Here is a 16,795-nt window from a genome sequence, read left to right on the forward strand (position 1 = left end):
TAGTTATTTTTCTTTTAGTATCTCTGAGATAATCTTAATTCCCTCTTCTATTTCAGGCTTTTTTATTTCCGAAAAACTCAACCTAAAATAATTGTTGCCTTCTTTTGCATTTTTATAAAATAGTACTCCTGGTGTAATTAAAACCTTCTTATTCATACATCTATAAAACAATTCCATTGAATTAATCTTTAGATCAGTAGCTATTTTAAAATAAAAATGAATTCCTCCTCCAGGCGTATAATAACTAGCCTTGTCACCTAAATATTTTTCTATACAATCTAACATAAAATTATATTTATCTTTATATGCCGTATTTAGGCGACTTATGTGCTCTTTCCAAAGATCCTTATTTATATATAAATCTAAAGCACGTTGCATGAGGCTAGATGTTGATATGTCTGTATTGATTTTAGAATTTTGAATATACTCCTTACATTTTTGTGGTGATATCATATATCCTAGCCTTATCCCAGGTAAAAATATCTTTGAAAAACTCTTTATATAAATAACTTTATCATTTATGTCTAAGCTCTTAAAACTTTTATATTCCTTATTATCATATATAAGTTCAGATAAATAATCATCTTCCACTATATAAAAGTCATATATTTCTGCTAGTTCTAATATTCTTACCTTTTTCTCAAAACTATAAGTGGCACCTGTTGGGTTCTGGAAATAACTCATTGCATAAAAGCATTTAATTCTATTCTTTTTTAATATTGCTTCAAATTGGATTAAATCCACACCATCCTCTAATATGTCAACTTCAAATATATTAGCTCTTCTCCATTTAAAAACTGTCAGTGCACCACCATATGTTGGCTTTTCTACAATTACATTGTCATGAACGTTAATTATAGATTTTGAAACTATATCAATTCCCTGTTGTGCACCTGAGAGTATCAATATATCTTCACTACTTACCTTATTATCCCAAAAGAAAGCACTTATGCTATTTCTAAGTCCCTCATACCCAAGTGATTCCTTATATGCAAAAGCCTCCGTACCATCTCTATCTAATACCTCATTCAACACATCTTTAAACACTGTCACCGGAAAAAATTCACTACTTGTGATTTCTCCTGTAAAATCCACATAACTTTTTAGATTTTGACTAGATATTTTTTTAAGTGTATTAGAATATTCCTTTTTAAACTTAATGTTTGTGTCTCTTCTTTTAGCATAAGTACCACTTCCCATCTTTTGATATGCATACCCCTCAGCTTCAAGTTTTTTATAAGCGCTTACTATGGTAACCTCATTAACTTTCAATATTTTGGCTAGTTTCCTTATTGAGAGTAATTTTTCACCATCATCAATATTATTTTCATCAATTAATTTCTTTATATGCTTTGATATTTCTAGGTATTTAGGAATGTCGTTACTAAATTTTATTTCATATCTATACATATTTTCACCTGCTTATTTCAAAAGTATTAAACGAAATACACATTTTGCTTAATCAATATATTGTCCTTATCTATCTTAAAATCTCTACTTTCTTTTTTAATAATATCTCTTTTCCATAGTTTATTAAGAACTTCTTCCATATCTATATCAAATTCCTTAAACAAATCATCCGACATAATTTCTTCGGCACTTACAAACTTATCTTGTTCCCGCATATAGTTCAAAAGCAAATTACAATTATCCTTAATACTTAAGTCTACACTCTGTTCTAAAAACGTCATTGTTTCTTGGATTACCTCTTTTATATTTGATTTTTCAAAAAACAATTTATCAACGCAAAGTTTAAAGTCTTCATCTAAATTAAGTGCCATAGTCATAACATCCTTGCTAATCATATACCCAGATGAATTAACAAACAGCTTTGAGTACTTTTCTATACACCTTGTTGCAGAACTGTATGAAGTATATATAGCATCACTCCATAAATATTTTTTACAAACTCCCATTTCTTTTAATAATTTACCTAAAAAACTAATACCCCACCGTTCTCTATCAACATCAGGAAAAAGTCTGCCACCGTCATACCTTACTGTTATATCCATATCTTTTGAAAATATTAACTTTGATGACGAGAAAATCCTATGCAAATATCCACCTTTTAAATTATTAGAATAAACTTGAATAAATTTTTCCTTACTCATAAGTTTAACATGAACTGAAATGCCTTCTTCCTGCGAATATAAGTTCCTAATTTCATCATAATTTTTATCAACAATTACGATAAAATCAATATCTGATTCTTCCCATAAATCACCTGTTACCATACTTCCAAAAACCATTACTGATAAAACAGATTTATCAATTTTCATCCTGTCAACCACACTATTAAAAGCCTTCTGATATTGTAAAATAGTTTTTATCATTCTCTTCCCCCACTAATTTTTAATATAATTTATTATTATTCCTCTATCCTTCATTATAGCACTACATTTTTAACAATTACAAATAAACATATCATTAAAAAATAAAGAGAAACAAGTTTAATTTTTATTAAACCAATTCTCTCCATTCCCATAAACAATTATTTTCAATCACATTTTGATAATTTCAGCATATTATCAACTTTACACCTTAATACTTTAATTACATCTGATGATATTTCATCAACGCTGTCTGTTAATTCTAGAGCGTTCTTAATTTTTGAACTACGGCCGAAACTTGTATTCGTCAAGCTAACTGCAGTAGCTGAAAAATCAAGGGATGCAAGTGATAAAGTATATAGAGTATCTAACAATGGTTTTACATCATTTTCAAAATAAGCTCTTGCCTTAAAATCCAACGGTAATTTATCTAATTCAAATTTTAAGATATTTATGTCTACAACCTTATCTGCCAATAATTTAATGCAAGAACTATTAGATGTATCCGCCGAAGAAGCTAATGACTGATCAGTAGAATTCCCACTAATTATGCTCCCAATCCGTTTGTTCATATCATGTATTATTTGTTGTTGTATTTGTTGATAATTTATACGATCTTGAATTGATCTTTTATCTTGATCTTCTTCATTATCTGAATTCGACTTTTTTTCTCCCATAACTACTCCTACATTCTTTAATAACTGTTATAGACTAATATTAAATTATATAAGATAGATTTAAATTTTATTACACTTATAAAAAATTTCCATTAAGAAACACAACTAATTTAAAATGTATTTCTTGCATTTATTGTAAACTTCATCATCTCCTCGTACTGACATAAGTGTTCCTTCCTCATTGTACTCTTCTGAATCAACCATTGAACCCCTATGTAAATATGCAACCATAGACTGATCAGTGTATGGAATAAGCACATCAATTTTTTTAAGAGTGTATGGAAGATCTGTGCAAACATGTTTTAATAGTCCATCCAAATTCGTACCATTTTTAGCCGATATCTCTATACATTTTAATTCCTTATATTTTTCTTTGATTTTCAAAATATTTTCTGGCGATGCTTTATCAATTTTATTTAACACCAATATCACTGGTTTATCAATTACGTTTAATTCTGTCAATACACCATCTACAGCCTCTATTTGTAGCTCTGCAGTTTCAGATGATACATCTACAACATGTAACAACAAATCAGAGTATACCACTTCTTCAAGCGTTGATTTAAAAGCTTCAACTAAGTCATGAGGGAGTTTCCTTATAAAACCTACTGTATCCGTTACTGCTGCCACTCTATTATCAGGTAATACTAGTGCTCTTGTTGTTACGTCTAGTGTTGCAAAGAGCATATCTGCTTCAAACACTTTGTCCTTTTGAGCAACACTTTTTAATGCTGCTACATCACACAATGCATTTCTAAGCGTTGATTTACCAGAATTAGTGTATCCTACTAAAGATACTTTTGAGATGCTTTCTCGACTTCTCTTCTCCCTTTGTACACTTCTCGTTGTTCTTATTTTTGCTAATTCTTTGTTTAAATCAAAAATACCTTCTCTTATTCGCCTTTTATCAATTTCTAACTTTTTCTCTCCTGGTCCTCTTGTTCCAATTCCAGCACCTGTCCTTGAAAGCATTGTTCCAAGTCCAGTTAATCTTGGTAATCTATATTTTAATTGTGCAAGCTCAACTTGTATTTTGGCTTCCCTGGTTCTTGCTCTTCGTGCAAAAATCTCTAAAATTAGCGTAGTTCTGTCTATTACCTTACACCCAAGAACTTCTTCCAAGTTTCTTACTTGAGAACCTGATAATTCATCATCAAATATAACTAGATTTGCTCTTAATGCTTGCCTTAGACCTGCTATTTCTTCAGCTTTTCCTCTTCCTATATATAAAGCTGCATCTATTTTATGTCTATTTTGAAGTATGGCGTCTACAGTCTCTACATTACATGCTCTTGCAAGTTCCGTGAGTTCAACTAAATCCTCTTCACTACCTATCCCTACTAAAATAGCTCGTTCTGTATCATCTTCAATAACGTCACACGTTTTCATTAATTTTTCAATGTATTTAATTTTGTCTAAAATATCATATTCAATTACTTCATTTAAACTTATTGGACCCACTTCTTCTTCTACTAAAATACCCTTATCTATTCCACAAAAACCTATGTTGTATTTTAAATTTTCCTTTTCCGGACTTACTCCAATAGCCACTATACAATCTAATTTTAGTTTTACAAGTGCTGACATATCAAGCGCTGACAGTCTAGAATTGCCATTTGGATGGGTGTGTATTATTTTAACCCCTGATAAACGTCCTTCTCTAATATCAATTATAGGCAGTTCAACAGTACTACTATCGCCAATACCCATACTTATAATCTGGCCCTTTCTATCTATAGCTGCACTAACTTCTCTATCTAGATTTTGTGTTACCTCAACTAATATATCTACCAATTCAACAGATAAAATAGAATCTTTAGAAACGCTTAATTCACAAGCCTTTTCTAATTTATTTAAAATTGAATTTTTAACTCCATCTATATTTCCATATATCATAGTACATCACTCCATTCTACTAATATTTTATCTAATTTTCTTATTCTTATACTTGACAAGTTTCTTATAATTTTATACTATTGAGAGCATATTGTAAATATGTAAAGAGGGCGGGATTAACATTGAATGATAAAAAAATAAATATTCTTATATCAAAAGATCAAATTAATGAACGAATTGAACAACTTGGTACTGAAATTTCCAAAGATTATTTCGGGAAAAAATTATATGTCCTATCATTGCTCAGAGGTAGCTTTATATATACTGCAGACCTTGTACGTCAAATCACTGTACCTACAAAAATAGGCTTTATGACAACTTCAAGTTATGGAGATGACGAAGAATCAAAAGGACTCGTTAATATTGTAAATGACATACCTGACAATATTTCTGGGTTTGATGTATTAATAGTTGATGATATTGTTGATACTGGTTTAACTATGGATTTCGTTGTGAATCACGTTAGATCTTTAGGCGCTGCTAGTGTTAAAACTTGTGTTCTTTTAAATAAGATAGAAAGAAGAAAGGTTGAAATAACCCCTGATTACTATTGCTTTGAGATTCCAGATCTTTTTGTAGTTGGTTATGGATTAAATTATGGAGACTATTATAGAAATATACCATACATATTTAATTGGGAAGATTAATTTAAATTCCCTATAAATACATAAAAGTATAAAAAATAAAGTGCGCACCGCGCGCTTTATTTTTTGTATTTTTATTAATTGCTATTTCCTAGTTTAAATCCAGTTCCATTTAAATCTAATTGAACTGAAGTATTAGGTGTTTTACCAACTATAATAGTTTCAGCAATTGGCACCTCATTTGTTACCTCAATATCATTACTTTTCAAAGGTATAATTACTCTAACTGTAGTTTTTACCTTAACATAAATCTTATGTCTTGTTTGATTTATACCCGCACTTTCAAACTCCGATGAATATTTAGTTTCTACATGTCCTATAGGCTGCATTTTGATATTAACACTAGGTCCATAATAAGATAGAATATTATTTCTTGTTATGTATCCTATTGGAACCTTGATTCCTACATCGCCCAATTTCATTAATTCCTTTTGTGACTTTAGTGCAACATCGCAAGCTATTTTATTCATTTTCAAAGTATCCGCTTTCAGCATTACGATATTTCCAACAGAATCTTTATCCACCTTTATTATCTCATCATAGTTAAATTGATTTGAATATTCATCTATAATTGCTTTATTTACAATCTCAGTTGCTTTTGCTCTCATTTCTGAATCTGCCACTGCCATTACAGTTGGCATTGTAGTTCTATCAAAAATATATATGAATATTGTAAAATTAATCATAACTATGGCTATAATTATTAATATTCTACCTTTAATTTTATTATTAATATTCATTACCCCCATTTAAGGTTATACATTATTATATGTAACTTATTTAAGGTAAAGAATTCAAATAGTATTTCAAAACACAATATTTTATATTAAGTTTTATTTAAATAAATAATATAATTATATGGTATAATATTAAAAGCTAATTATAGCTAAACAACGTGAATTTTTAGAGGTCATGGTAAAAATCGTCAGTTTTTATCTGCTTCATAAAAATACAAGGAGGATGCTCAATGGATAAAAAAGGAACTTCTCAGAAAAAGAAAAAAAAAGCTGAGAAGCATGTTTTTAAAAAACTTATTTTTACCATTCTAATTATAGCCTTAACAATAAGTGTAGCCATCGGTGGAGTAGTATTAGCTATGATTAAGACGGCTCCTAGTTTAAATATTAATGAATTTTTAAAATTAGATGAAATTACTGTATTATTAGATGATTCCGGAAAACTTATGGATGAATATGTTATTTCACAAAGAAGAATTAATGTACCTATTAGTGATGTTCCAGTTAATCTTCAGGAAGCATTTATAAGTATTGAAGATTTCAGATTTGCAACGCATCCAGGTATTGATATAAAAAGGTTAGCTGGTTCTATATTTAATGATATAAAAATAAAAATAACTGGAAGTGGTCAAAGTCTTCAAGGAGCTTCAACAATAACTCAACAGTTGGTCAAATACAGAATATTTTTAGAAGATTCTATTGAAAACAGGACTTCTATAAAAAGAAAAGTTCAAGAAATCTATTTATCACTACAAATAGAAAAAGTATTAACCAAGTCCCAAATTTTAGAGACATATATGAATACTATTTTTCTAGGAGGAAATGCTCATGGTATAGAAGCGGCGTCACAACAATATTTTAATAAACCTGTTAAGACCTTAACCTTAAAACAGTCTGCTTTTATAGCTAGTGCTGCACAAAACCCTAGTGTTTCATATTCTATGGCAACTAAATCATTTGAAACTAAAACAGCTTTTGATTCAACTAGAACCAAAGCAGTCTTAACTAATATGTATAAATATAATAAAATTAGTAAAGTACAATTTGACTCAGCCATGGCTGAGAAATTAACTTTTAGTTTTTCAAAAAAAAATGCAAACAAGATGAACTATGAGTTCTTTTCAAGACCTGCACTCCTTCAAGTTACTAATGATCTAATGAAAAAATATAAGATTAGCCAAAAGGAAGCATCTTCAATGCTTATGTATGATGGTGTAAACATTTATACAACCATGAATAGGAATATGCAAAACACATCACAAAGTTTAATTGATGCTCCTATGAACTCTCCACAAGCAAACATACAAGCCTCATGTGTTATCATGGATTACCATACAGGTGAAGTTAAAACTATTATAGGTGGACGAAATGTTACAGTTCCTGGCTCTTATAACAGAGCCGCCTATGATGATAAATTTTTAAGGGCTCCTGGATCAAGTATTAAGCCCTTAACCGTATATAGTCCAGCTATTGATACAAAAATAGCTACAGCTTCTACCGTTATTGAAGATTCCCCTATACCTTCCCCTGGATACAATCCAAATAACGATGATTATAAATATAAGGGATATTTAACTCTGCGCGATTCCTTAATGTATTCTGATAACGTTGCTGCTGTGAAATTCGAAAATATGATTGGTATCAAAACTGGCGTTTCATACGGCGAAAAATTTGGATTGAATCTTGATAGTGTGGATGCCAATAGTCCAGCTGCTATGGCCCTTGGTCAATTAAATAGTGGAACTAATCCTCTTACTATGGCAGATGCGTACGGTGTTTTTGGTAATAGTGGAAATCGAACTACTCCAAGATTATATACTAAAGTGGTCGATAGAACTGGTAAAGTACTGCTTGATACAAAACCTGTAGCGACACATGTTTTGTCACCTCAAAGTGCTTATATAATGTATGATTTATTAAAAGGACCTGTAAGCAGCCCACATGGTACTGGTTCGAATGCCATCTTTAGTAACATGCCTGTTCGAGGTAAAACTGGTACTTCTTCTAATTCAAAAGATTTATGGTTTGTTGGTTTAACTCCATATTACTCTGCTGCGGTTTGGATTGGAACTGATAAAGCAGATGAAATTGTAGGACTTAATAGTAATGATACTGCGCAATTATGGGGGAAACTCATGAAAGAGGCTCATACTTCTCTTCCAGTAAAGGACGTTGATATGCCTTCTGGCATCTCCTCCTTATCCGTATCAAAGGATTCAGGTAATATACCAACAGATTTAACTATTGCAGATCCTAGGGGCGATAGAGTTTACTCTGAGCTATTTATTGATGGAACTCAGCCTACAACTCTTGACAGCATACATGTTGCCGCTAAAGTCACAAGGGATTCAAGTGGTAACTATGTTCTAGCATCAGAATATACACCAATTTGGAAAATTGAAACAAAGGTTTTTATAAAGAGGGATCATGTTCCTAATGCACATTTAGACGACTCTGCTTTCGTATTACCAACAGCAGTTGATAACTCTTCGGGTTCTTTTTCTGCTCCTTCAGTTGTCACTCCAAATATTCCATCAACTACCCCTGAAATAACACCCCCTGTTACTACTCCTAAAACTAATGGACAAAATAACACTACAACTGGCGGTGGTAATTTGAACCAAAATACACCTATTGATAATACTTATCCTAATCAAAATAATGACACTACTACACATAAAACAAGATAAAAAAAAACAACTATTAAAATATTATGTATTTTAATAGTTGTTTTTTATTTAGTTTTAGGATTAAAAATCAATGCCATTATATATCCAAAGAAAATTGCAGCAGTAATACCGCCTGCAGTACCCTTTATACCTCCTGTAAAAGCACCTATGAGACCAAACTCATCTACTTCTTTCATTACACTCTTAGCCAAACTATATCCAAACCCAGGCAGAGGTATACTCCCACCCGCTTTCCCATATTTGATTACTACATCATATATATTTAATGCTCCTAGTATTACACCACCCGTTACAAATACAACCAATATCCTAGCAGGAGTAAGTTTAGTTGTATCCATAAGTATTTGACCTATTACACATATAAGTCCTCCAACTATAAAAACCATAATGTAATTATTCATTTATTCACCCCCAAACTCTATTGAAACAGCATGAGCAATTCCTGGTATTGTTTCACCCTGCAAAGTTGAAGTAGAACTTAAAAGAGCCCCCGTTGAAACTAACAGAATCCTTTTAAATTTTCCTTTCAGCATATTTTTAAGTAGATACCCTGTTGCAACCACCGCAGAACAACCACAACCACTGCCACCAGCATTAGTTCCTTGCCTTGAAGCATCAAAGATTATCTCACCACAATCAATATAATGACCTCTCATATCATATTTGTATTCAAGTAATAATTTTTCTGTAAACTCCTTTCCTATAATCCCTAAATCTCCAGTAGCAATAAGATCATAATCAGAAGGCTTTCTATTAGTATCCATAAAATGTTGTTTAATAGTGTCCACTGCTGCTGGTGCCATTGCAACTCCCATATTATTCACATCAATTATTCCATAGTCTTTAACTTTTCCAGTTGTAATATGAGTAACATAAGGGAATTTACCTTTTTTACCTAAAACCATTGAACCTGCGCCTGTCACAGTCCATTGTGATGTTGGTGGTCTCTGACTTCCCATTTCAAGTGGTAATCTAAATTGCCTTTCCGCTGAAGAAAAATGTGAGGAGGTAGCTGCTACAACATAATTAGCTAGGCCACCTTCCATTATCATTGAACCAATGCTTAAAGACTCTGCCATAGTTGAACAAGCTCCATATAGACCTATAAACGGTATGTCTAAATCTCTAGCAGCAAAACATGAAGATGATAACTGATTTAATAAATCACCCGCTAATAAATAATTGATATCAACTTCTTTCAACTTTGCTTTTTTTATACTCTCTGATATAGCAGTATATAAAAGACTTGTTTCAGCTTTTTCAAAGCTTTCAGTTCCATTAAGATCATCTTTTATAATTTCATCGAAATATTCTTTTAATGGTCCCTGTCCCTCTTTAGGACCAACTATATTATAGGTACCAATAATTCTAGGTTTGCTTTCAATTTCTACTGTTTGAAGACCAATTCTTCTACCCATTTTGCATCACCACCTTAAAAAATAATATAAAATTCCTACAATTACAGATGAACCAATTCCATAAACTAGAACAGGTCCTGCAATAGTAAACATTTTAGCTGCAACGCCAAAAACAAAACCTTCTTTTTTAAACTCCATTGCAGGTGAGACAATTGAATTTGCAAACCCAGTAATTGGTACAACAGAACCTGCACCTGCAAAGTCACCCAACTTATCATATACACCAATACCCGTAAGTGCTGCACCTAAAAACACCATAACTATAGAGACATACGTCCCTAGCTCATCCTTTGGAACACCAAATTTCGAAAAAATATCACTTATAAATTGTCCAATTACACATATTAATCCTCCAATCCAAAAGGCATTAAAACAGTGCTTTAGTAAATTGGGCTTTGGAATGTTATTTGAATTAAGCTTATCGAATTTTTTTCTTATGGCTTTTTCTTTTACCTTCATAGAATCCTCCTTGTCACTTTAGAAAGTTATTATTAATTTGCTTTTTTATAAAAATATAATACTCTGATTCTTAATTTTAGTATTTGCATTAATATAGTTTTTAGTCAAAAAAATAAGATGTAATTAAAGATAAACGGCTTCAAATCAAAATTGAAGTTATTTGTCCATAATACATCTCATTATCTTTCTAAATTAATTTTTCTCTCATTATTTTCAAAACTTTCTTTTCTATTCTTGATACCTGCACTTGGCTAATTCCCATCTTTTTCGCTACCTGAATTTGTGTATTATCTTTAAAGTATCTGAGCATAATTATTTGCCTTGATTTTGCATCAAGTTTTCTAAGTGCTTCTTTGAGAGATATTTTATCTAAAACTTGGTTATCTTCTTCATATTTTTCACTTAACTTATCAATTAACAATACTGGTGCACCATCGTCTTGATGTATCGTATCAAATAAATACAACATATTGCTAGCAGACTCTAATGCGTATACTATATCCTCCTTTTCTATATTGCAAAAAACCGACAATTCGTCAATTGTAGGATCTCTACCCAATTTTTTGGTTAGAGTATCTTTATCATAATGCAATTGCCGTGCAGTATTTTTAACGCTTCGGCTTACTTTTATAATTCCATCATCTCTAAGAAATCTTTTAATCTCTCCCATTATCATAGGCACCGCATACGTGGAAAATTTCACATTATACTTAGTATCAAAATTATTAATTGCTTTTACGAGTCCAATACAACCTATCTGGAAGATATCATCATACTCATATCCCCTATTTAAAAATTTTTTACTTATAGATGAAACTAATGGCAAATTCATTTCTACTAAAGTGTCCAGTGCACCAGGTTCTCCATTTCTAGCCATTTGAATAAGTTGCATATTATCTTCATAATTATAGTTACTTTTTTTTACTATTTCTTGATCCATAATATTCCACCTAACTTAAAGGATTAAATATTTTTTTCATTATTATACTTGTTCCCCTACCTTTGTCAGACTTTACTTCCAGACTGTCCATAAAAGTCTCCATTACAGTAAAACCCATTCCAGACCTCTCCAGGTCTGGACGAGAAGTGTATAGTGGCTCCATAGCTAGCTCTAAATTATCAATTCCTTTCCCTGTATCATTAACTATTACTGTCAATTCCGTGCCATTAATAATGGCTTCAATAGTTATCATTTCCTCTTCACTTTCATATCCATGAATAATTGCATTAGTAACTGCTTCTGATACCGCTGTTTTAACATCGGTGATTTCGTCAATTGTAGGATCTAATTGTGAAGCAAATGCTGCTATTGATACTCTTGCGAAACTTTCATTCTGTGATTTACTTAAAAATTCTATCTTAATTTTATTGTAACACATACTAATCCCCCCACTAAATGTTGTTTACAGCTTGCTTTACGTCATCATATAACATGATAATCTTAAACATTCCTGACAGTTCAAATACCCTTTTAACTGAAGATTTAATATTAGTTACACATACTTTTCCATTTCTCGTATGTAACTTTTTGTATCTTCCAATAACTACACCAATACCAGAGCTATCCATAAATGTCACTTCTCCAAAATCCATAATTAATTTGTTATAACTATCTCGTTCTAACCTATCATCTATAATATTCCTAACTTCCTCAGCACTATGGTGGTCTAATTCTCCAGACATGTAAACTATCAACTTATCTTCACTATTTTCAAAATTTAAATGCATATTCTTCCCCCCGAATCATTTGGAATTTAAATATTATTTTGATATCGTCTAAATAATGTATCCATATCCTATATTCGCTAACTTATAAGAAAATCCTTCTTTTTTTATGTAATATTTTTTCATTTCTTTATATTATACCCAATTTTGTACTTTTTAACATAATGTATGTTAAATAATTTTAGTATTCTAAATGTAATGTAATAAAATAAATAGTAGCCAGATAATTAGGTACTTAATTATCTGGCTACTATTATTAATCATACTTAATTATTTTGATGTGAATTTACACTTAAACCTTTTTTCGAATTCCTGTATTAACTCATTCCTAAAATCTGGGTGAGCAATATTTATTAGCGCTTTTGCTCTATTTTTTAAAGTTTTACCTTTTAATTCTGCAATACCATATTCAGTAACTATATATTGCACATCATTTCTAAGTGTTGTAACGGCTGCTCCTTCATCAAGATGTGGTTTAATTCTCGAAACTTTTCCTTTGCATGCAGTCGATGGCATTGCGATTATGGATTTACCGTTTTTTGCCATAGATGCACCGCGGACAAAATCAACTTGACCACCAGTTCCACTAAACTGAGTTTCTCCTATCATTTCTGCATTAACTTGACCCATAAGATCTACTTGAATAGCAGAATTTACACACACCATTTTACTATTTTTAGCAATAATACAGGGATCATTTACATAATCTACAGAATACATTTCAACCATAGGGTTATTATCTACAAAATCATATAGTCTTTTGCTTCCCATCAAAAATGTCACAACAATCTTTCCCTCATGAAGGGATTTAGCCTTACCCGTAATTACACCTGCTTCAACTAGTTCCACAACTCCATCTGAAATCATCTCAGAATGAATTCCTAAATCCTTCTTTCCTTTTAAAAATAATAAAACTGCATCTGGAATAGCACCTATTCCAAGTTGTAGTGTAGAACCATCTTCAACTAAAGAAGCACAATTTTCTCCAATAGCTCTTTCAACATCCCCGATTTTAGGAGAAGTAAGTTCTATTAGTGGATGATTTGATTCTACTATATAATCAATGTCGGAAACATTTATAAAAGAGTCACCCATAGTTCTTGGCATTTCTTTGTTTACTTCTGCAATTACCATTTTTGCACATTCTGCTGCTGTCTTTGTGTAATCAACAGATAAACCAAAACTACAACAACCATGCTCATCTGGTGATGAAACTTGAATAAGTGCCACATCTACTGGTAGATAATTATTTTTAAATAGCTCAGGTATCTTAGAAAAAAAACAGGGCGTAAAATCTGCTCTTCCAGAAGCGATAGCTTCTCTTGTACTAGCACCTGCAAATAGTGCATTGTGTTTAAAATGACTTTCCATTCCTGGCTTAGTATATTCATCTTTTCCCATAGGAACCATATGCACAATTTCAACATCTTTATAGGAATCCTTATTCTTTAACATTGCCTCTATAAGCGTAACAGGTTCAGCACAAGCATGCCCTGTTGCTACCCTATTTCCAGACACTATCTTCCTAGCAGCTTGCTCTGCCGTAATAACCTTTGATTTGTAGATTTCTTGTAAATTCATAACTACACTCTCCCTAATAATCAAATTTTTTTCCTTAATTTTAATTGATTTACTATTGTTATATATGTATTAATATATATTTCATAGTTTTAGAGTATATTCTTGTGATTATTTTCACAATCTTTTTTTAAAAAAAACACATAAATATATATTATACTTTTGTGATATTTCTTGTCTTTAATTTTAATTAAGTTTGTTTACTTCTTTATTGCTCCATTATACACCAACTTTTTTAACTTGTACATGTAAAAAAAATTATTATCAAAACAAAAATTAAGTTTTCAGCTTTAATAAGCCACTCTTACCATTCGCTAGTACTCACCACAATATTAAAAACTTTTGAATAAAATGAAATAGTTTACAAAACATCTTGATAAAATCATAAAAGAATAGTAGAATAGACTTATTAAAGGGAACTTAAAAAGTTATTTACTATAATAACAAAAATTTAATAGAAGGGAAGATGACTATGATTATTAAAAAAATTACAGATAGTGAGTTTAAGAAATATGGACGTATTTTAGAAAATTATAATTGTTCTAAATTAATTGAAAAAATGAAAACGACACCATTGCCAAATGATGTCGTCTATGAGCCATCAATTAAAGAATTAGAAGATTTAGGAATAGCGCAAGACTTAAAAATAAGAGAATTTGGAGAATTACCAATTCAAGTAGGATATTGTAATGGTAATAATTATTTACTAAACGCTGTGGAATATCATCGTTCATCTGAAATAAATGTTGCAGTTACTGATTTTATTTTACTTTTAGGTTGTATTCAAGATGTTGAAAAAGATTATTCATATGATACTTCAAATATAGAAGCCTTTTTAGTTCCGGCTGGTACAATCATTGAGGTTTATGCAACTACACTTCATTATGCACCTTGTAATGCAAATGAAAATGGTTTTAAATGTGTAGTTGTATTACCTAGGGATACTAATTTGCCACTCGAAAATAAAATTAATAAATCTGGTGAAGATGCTTTACTCTTTGCTAGAAACAAATGGTTAATTGGTCACAAAGATACTGATTTAGGACCACAAGGAGCATTTATAGGCTTAAAAGGTAAAAATATTTCAATAAAATAAGTATAAAAATAACTATTCATAATAAAATAATCGGAGGAATGAAAAATGAAAAATTTACCACAATTAAAATTAGGAATTGTTGCAGTAAGCAGAGATTGCTTCCCAATGGAGTTATCTGAGAGCCGTAGAAAAGCAGTAGTAGAAAATTTCAAAAAATCTAACGTTGATATATTTGAATGTTTAACTACTGTAGAAAACGAAACTCATATGTTAAAAGCATTAAAAGAAGTTAAAGAAGCTGGAGTAAATGCATTAGTAGTATACCTTGGAAATTTCGGTCCTGAAACTTCAGAAACCTTACTTGCAAAACACTTCGGTGGACCAGTAATGTTTGTAGCTGCTTCAGAGGAAAGCGGTGATAATTTAATGAATGGCCGTGGGGATGCTTATTGTGGAATGTTAAATGCTAGTTACAATTTAGCACTACGTAATATAAAGGCATTTATCCCTGAATATCCTGTTGGAACGGCTAGTGAAGTTGCAGATATGATTTCAGAATTTGTACCAGTTGCTACTACATTACTAGGCCTCGACAATTTGAAAATAATCTCTTTCGGACCTCGTCCACAAGATTTCTTAGCATGTAATGCACCAATTAAGCAATTATATAATCTAGGAGTTGAAATAGAAGAAAATTCAGAACTTGATTTATACGCAGCCTTCAACGCTCATGCGAGTGATTCAAGAATTCCAGAGGTAATAGCTAGTATGGAAAAAGAATTAGGTAAAGGTAATAAAATGCCTGGTATTTTGCCAAAGCTTGCTCAATATGAAATAACATTACTTGATTGGATGGAAGAGCATAAAGGTTCAAGAAAATTTGTTGTTTTTGCAAATAAATGCTGGCCATCATTCCAAACACAATTTGGATTTGTACCTTGTTATGTAAATAGTAGACTAACTGCAATGGGAATTCCTGTGTCATGTGAAGTTGATATTTATGGTGCATTAAGTGAATATATAGGAACTTGCATAAGCCAAGATGTTGTAACATTACTTGATATTAATAATACAGTACCAAATGATATGTATCAATCAGAAATTAAAGATAAATTTGATTATACATTAAAGGACACATTTATGGGATTCCATTGTGGTAACACAGCTGCCTGTAAATTAACAAGTGGTACTATGAAATTCCAAAAAATTATGGCAAGATCCCTTGAACCTAATGTAGAACCAAACATAACTCGTGGAACACTTGAAGGAGATATTATTCCAGGTGAAATAACATTCTTCCGTTTACAAAGCAATGCAGAATCAGAATTAACAGCATATGTAGCAGAGGGTGAAGTATTACCAGTTTCAACTCGATCATTTGGGTCTATTGGTGTTTTTGCAATTCCTGAGATGGCAAGATTCTATCGTAATGTGTTAATTGAAAAGAGATATCCACATCATGGCGCAGTTGCATTTGGCCATTATGGAAAAGCAATGTACAATTTATTTAGATATTTAGGTGTAAAAGAATTATCATTTAATCAACCAAAAGGAATGCTTTACAAATCAGAAAATCCATTTAAATAAAAAAGCTTGAACATTATA

The 16,795-nt window shown here is 31.2% G+C and carries 16 protein-coding genes; 4 read left to right on the plus strand and 12 right to left on the minus strand.

Features of this window, described 5'->3' with window-relative positions; translation table 11 throughout:
- Positions 1-3: 3 nt before the first annotated feature.
- The 4 genes from pdxR to hflX form a co-directional block, all read right to left on the minus strand.
- Entirely contained in the window at positions 4-1,410 is a 1,407-nt protein-coding gene (gene pdxR / locus A7L45_RS12060) for a MocR-like pyridoxine biosynthesis transcription factor PdxR (protein ID WP_071613014.1), read from the minus strand.
- A 26-nt stretch (positions 1,411-1,436) separates the two neighbouring features.
- Positions 1,437-2,333 carry a nucleotidyltransferase domain-containing protein gene (locus A7L45_RS12065; protein ID WP_071613015.1) on the minus strand — a complete coding sequence of 299 codons (897 nt, stop codon included), beginning with the start codon at positions 2,331-2,333 and terminating at the stop codon, positions 1,437-1,439.
- 164 nt (positions 2,334-2,497) lie between these two features.
- Complete coding sequence (locus A7L45_RS12070; RefSeq protein WP_071613016.1) at positions 2,498-3,007, minus strand: hypothetical protein; 510 nt, start codon at positions 3,005-3,007, stop codon at positions 2,498-2,500.
- A gap of 105 nt (positions 3,008-3,112) precedes the next feature.
- Entirely contained in the window at positions 3,113-4,903 is a 1,791-nt protein-coding gene (gene hflX / locus A7L45_RS12075) for a GTPase HflX (protein WP_071613017.1), read from the minus strand.
- 122 nt (positions 4,904-5,025) lie between these two features.
- Between hflX and hpt the strand changes: the two genes are divergently transcribed.
- Positions 5,026-5,550 (plus strand): hypoxanthine phosphoribosyltransferase, encoded by a 525-nt coding sequence (gene hpt, locus A7L45_RS12080; protein ID WP_071613018.1) that lies wholly within the window; start codon positions 5,026-5,028, stop codon positions 5,548-5,550.
- Between the two features lie 74 nt (positions 5,551-5,624).
- Here the strand turns inward: hpt and yunB are convergent, their stop codons facing one another.
- A complete protein-coding gene (yunB, locus tag A7L45_RS12085; RefSeq protein ID WP_372445232.1) occupies positions 5,625-6,287 on the minus strand; it encodes a sporulation protein YunB in 663 nt (220 codons plus the stop codon).
- A gap of 227 nt (positions 6,288-6,514) precedes the next feature.
- On the opposite strand from yunB, the gene A7L45_RS12090 reads away from it, so the two are divergent.
- Positions 6,515-8,974: a transglycosylase domain-containing protein gene (locus A7L45_RS12090; protein WP_071613020.1), complete on the plus strand. Its 2,460-nt coding sequence runs from the start codon at positions 6,515-6,517 to the stop codon at positions 8,972-8,974.
- 44 nt (positions 8,975-9,018) lie between these two features.
- Here A7L45_RS12090 and spoVAE read toward each other — a convergent pair whose 3' ends face one another.
- From spoVAE to A7L45_RS12125, 7 genes are all read right to left on the minus strand, one after another.
- A complete protein-coding gene (spoVAE, locus tag A7L45_RS12095; RefSeq protein WP_071613021.1) occupies positions 9,019-9,375 on the minus strand; it encodes a stage V sporulation protein AE in 357 nt (118 codons plus the stop codon).
- Complete coding sequence (gene spoVAD, locus A7L45_RS12100; protein WP_071613022.1) at positions 9,376-10,392, minus strand: stage V sporulation protein AD; 1,017 nt, start codon at positions 10,390-10,392, stop codon at positions 9,376-9,378. It lies immediately after the preceding gene.
- Between the two features lie 6 nt (positions 10,393-10,398).
- Positions 10,399-10,851, minus strand: coding sequence for a stage V sporulation protein AC (spoVAC, locus tag A7L45_RS12105; protein ID WP_071613023.1), 453 nt, complete (start codon positions 10,849-10,851; stop codon positions 10,399-10,401).
- A 187-nt stretch (positions 10,852-11,038) separates the two neighbouring features.
- Positions 11,039-11,791: an RNA polymerase sporulation sigma factor SigF gene (sigF, locus tag A7L45_RS12110; RefSeq protein WP_071613024.1), complete on the minus strand. Its 753-nt coding sequence runs from the start codon at positions 11,789-11,791 to the stop codon at positions 11,039-11,041.
- A 10-nt stretch (positions 11,792-11,801) separates the two neighbouring features.
- Positions 11,802-12,230, minus strand: a complete 429-nt coding sequence (gene spoIIAB, locus A7L45_RS12115; protein WP_071613025.1) for an anti-sigma F factor — start codon at positions 12,228-12,230, stop codon at positions 11,802-11,804.
- A gap of 13 nt (positions 12,231-12,243) precedes the next feature.
- A complete protein-coding gene (gene spoIIAA / locus A7L45_RS12120) occupies positions 12,244-12,579 on the minus strand; it encodes an anti-sigma F factor antagonist (RefSeq protein ID WP_071613026.1) in 336 nt (111 codons plus the stop codon).
- Positions 12,580-12,846: 267 nt separating this feature from the next.
- The gene (locus A7L45_RS12125) at positions 12,847-14,157 is read right to left on the minus strand and encodes an acetyl-CoA hydrolase/transferase family protein (RefSeq protein ID WP_071613027.1); all 1,311 of its coding nucleotides are present in this window, start codon (positions 14,155-14,157) and stop codon (positions 12,847-12,849) included.
- Positions 14,158-14,626: 469 nt separating this feature from the next.
- Here A7L45_RS12125 and A7L45_RS12130 point away from each other — a divergent pair, with 469 nt between their 5' ends.
- Both A7L45_RS12130 and A7L45_RS12135 read left to right on the plus strand, forming a co-directional pair.
- Positions 14,627-15,250 carry a DUF4867 family protein gene (locus A7L45_RS12130; RefSeq protein WP_071613028.1) on the plus strand — a complete coding sequence of 208 codons (624 nt, stop codon included), beginning with the start codon at positions 14,627-14,629 and terminating at the stop codon, positions 15,248-15,250.
- A gap of 45 nt (positions 15,251-15,295) precedes the next feature.
- Complete coding sequence (locus A7L45_RS12135) at positions 15,296-16,777, plus strand: L-fucose/L-arabinose isomerase family protein (protein ID WP_071613029.1); 1,482 nt, start codon at positions 15,296-15,298, stop codon at positions 16,775-16,777.
- The last annotated feature ends 18 nt before the right edge of the window (positions 16,778-16,795 follow it).

The sequence above is a fragment of the Clostridium estertheticum subsp. estertheticum genome, assembly GCF_001877035.1.
Classification (GTDB): domain Bacteria; phylum Bacillota; class Clostridia; order Clostridiales; family Clostridiaceae; genus Clostridium_AD; species Clostridium_AD estertheticum.

Excerpts from the sequence above, each read along its gene's own strand:
- A7L45_RS12125 (WP_071613027.1), bottom strand. The coding sequence starts at position 14,157 with ATGAATTTACAAGAAATCTACAAATCAAAGGTTATTACGGCAGAGCAA.
- spoVAE (WP_071613021.1), bottom strand. The coding sequence starts at position 9,375 with ATGAATAATTACATTATGGTTTTTATAGTTGGAGGACTTATATGTGTA.
- A7L45_RS12135 (WP_071613029.1), top strand. The coding sequence starts at position 15,296 with ATGAAAAATTTACCACAATTAAAATTAGGAATTGTTGCAGTAAGCAGA.
- sigF (WP_071613024.1), bottom strand. The coding sequence starts at position 11,791 with ATGGATCAAGAAATAGTAAAAAAAAGTAACTATAATTATGAAGATAAT.
- spoVAD (WP_071613022.1), bottom strand. The coding sequence starts at position 10,392 with ATGGGTAGAAGAATTGGTCTTCAAACAGTAGAAATTGAAAGCAAACCT.
- spoIIAA (WP_071613026.1), bottom strand. The coding sequence starts at position 12,579 with ATGCATTTAAATTTTGAAAATAGTGAAGATAAGTTGATAGTTTACATG.
- A7L45_RS12070 (WP_071613016.1), bottom strand. The coding sequence starts at position 3,007 with ATGGGAGAAAAAAAGTCGAATTCAGATAATGAAGAAGATCAAGATAAA.
- A7L45_RS12130 (WP_071613028.1), top strand. The coding sequence starts at position 14,627 with ATGATTATTAAAAAAATTACAGATAGTGAGTTTAAGAAATATGGACGT.
- A7L45_RS12090 (WP_071613020.1), top strand. The coding sequence starts at position 6,515 with ATGGATAAAAAAGGAACTTCTCAGAAAAAGAAAAAAAAAGCTGAGAAG.
- yunB (WP_372445232.1), bottom strand. The coding sequence starts at position 6,287 with ATGAATATTAATAATAAAATTAAAGGTAGAATATTAATAATTATAGCC.
- A7L45_RS12065 (WP_071613015.1), bottom strand. The coding sequence starts at position 2,333 with ATGATAAAAACTATTTTACAATATCAGAAGGCTTTTAATAGTGTGGTT.
- spoIIAB (WP_071613025.1), bottom strand. The coding sequence starts at position 12,230 with ATGTGTTACAATAAAATTAAGATAGAATTTTTAAGTAAATCACAGAAT.
- spoVAC (WP_071613023.1), bottom strand. The coding sequence starts at position 10,851 with ATGAAGGTAAAAGAAAAAGCCATAAGAAAAAAATTCGATAAGCTTAAT.
- pdxR (WP_071613014.1), bottom strand. The coding sequence starts at position 1,410 with ATGTATAGATATGAAATAAAATTTAGTAACGACATTCCTAAATACCTA.
- hflX (WP_071613017.1), bottom strand. The coding sequence starts at position 4,903 with ATGATATATGGAAATATAGATGGAGTTAAAAATTCAATTTTAAATAAA.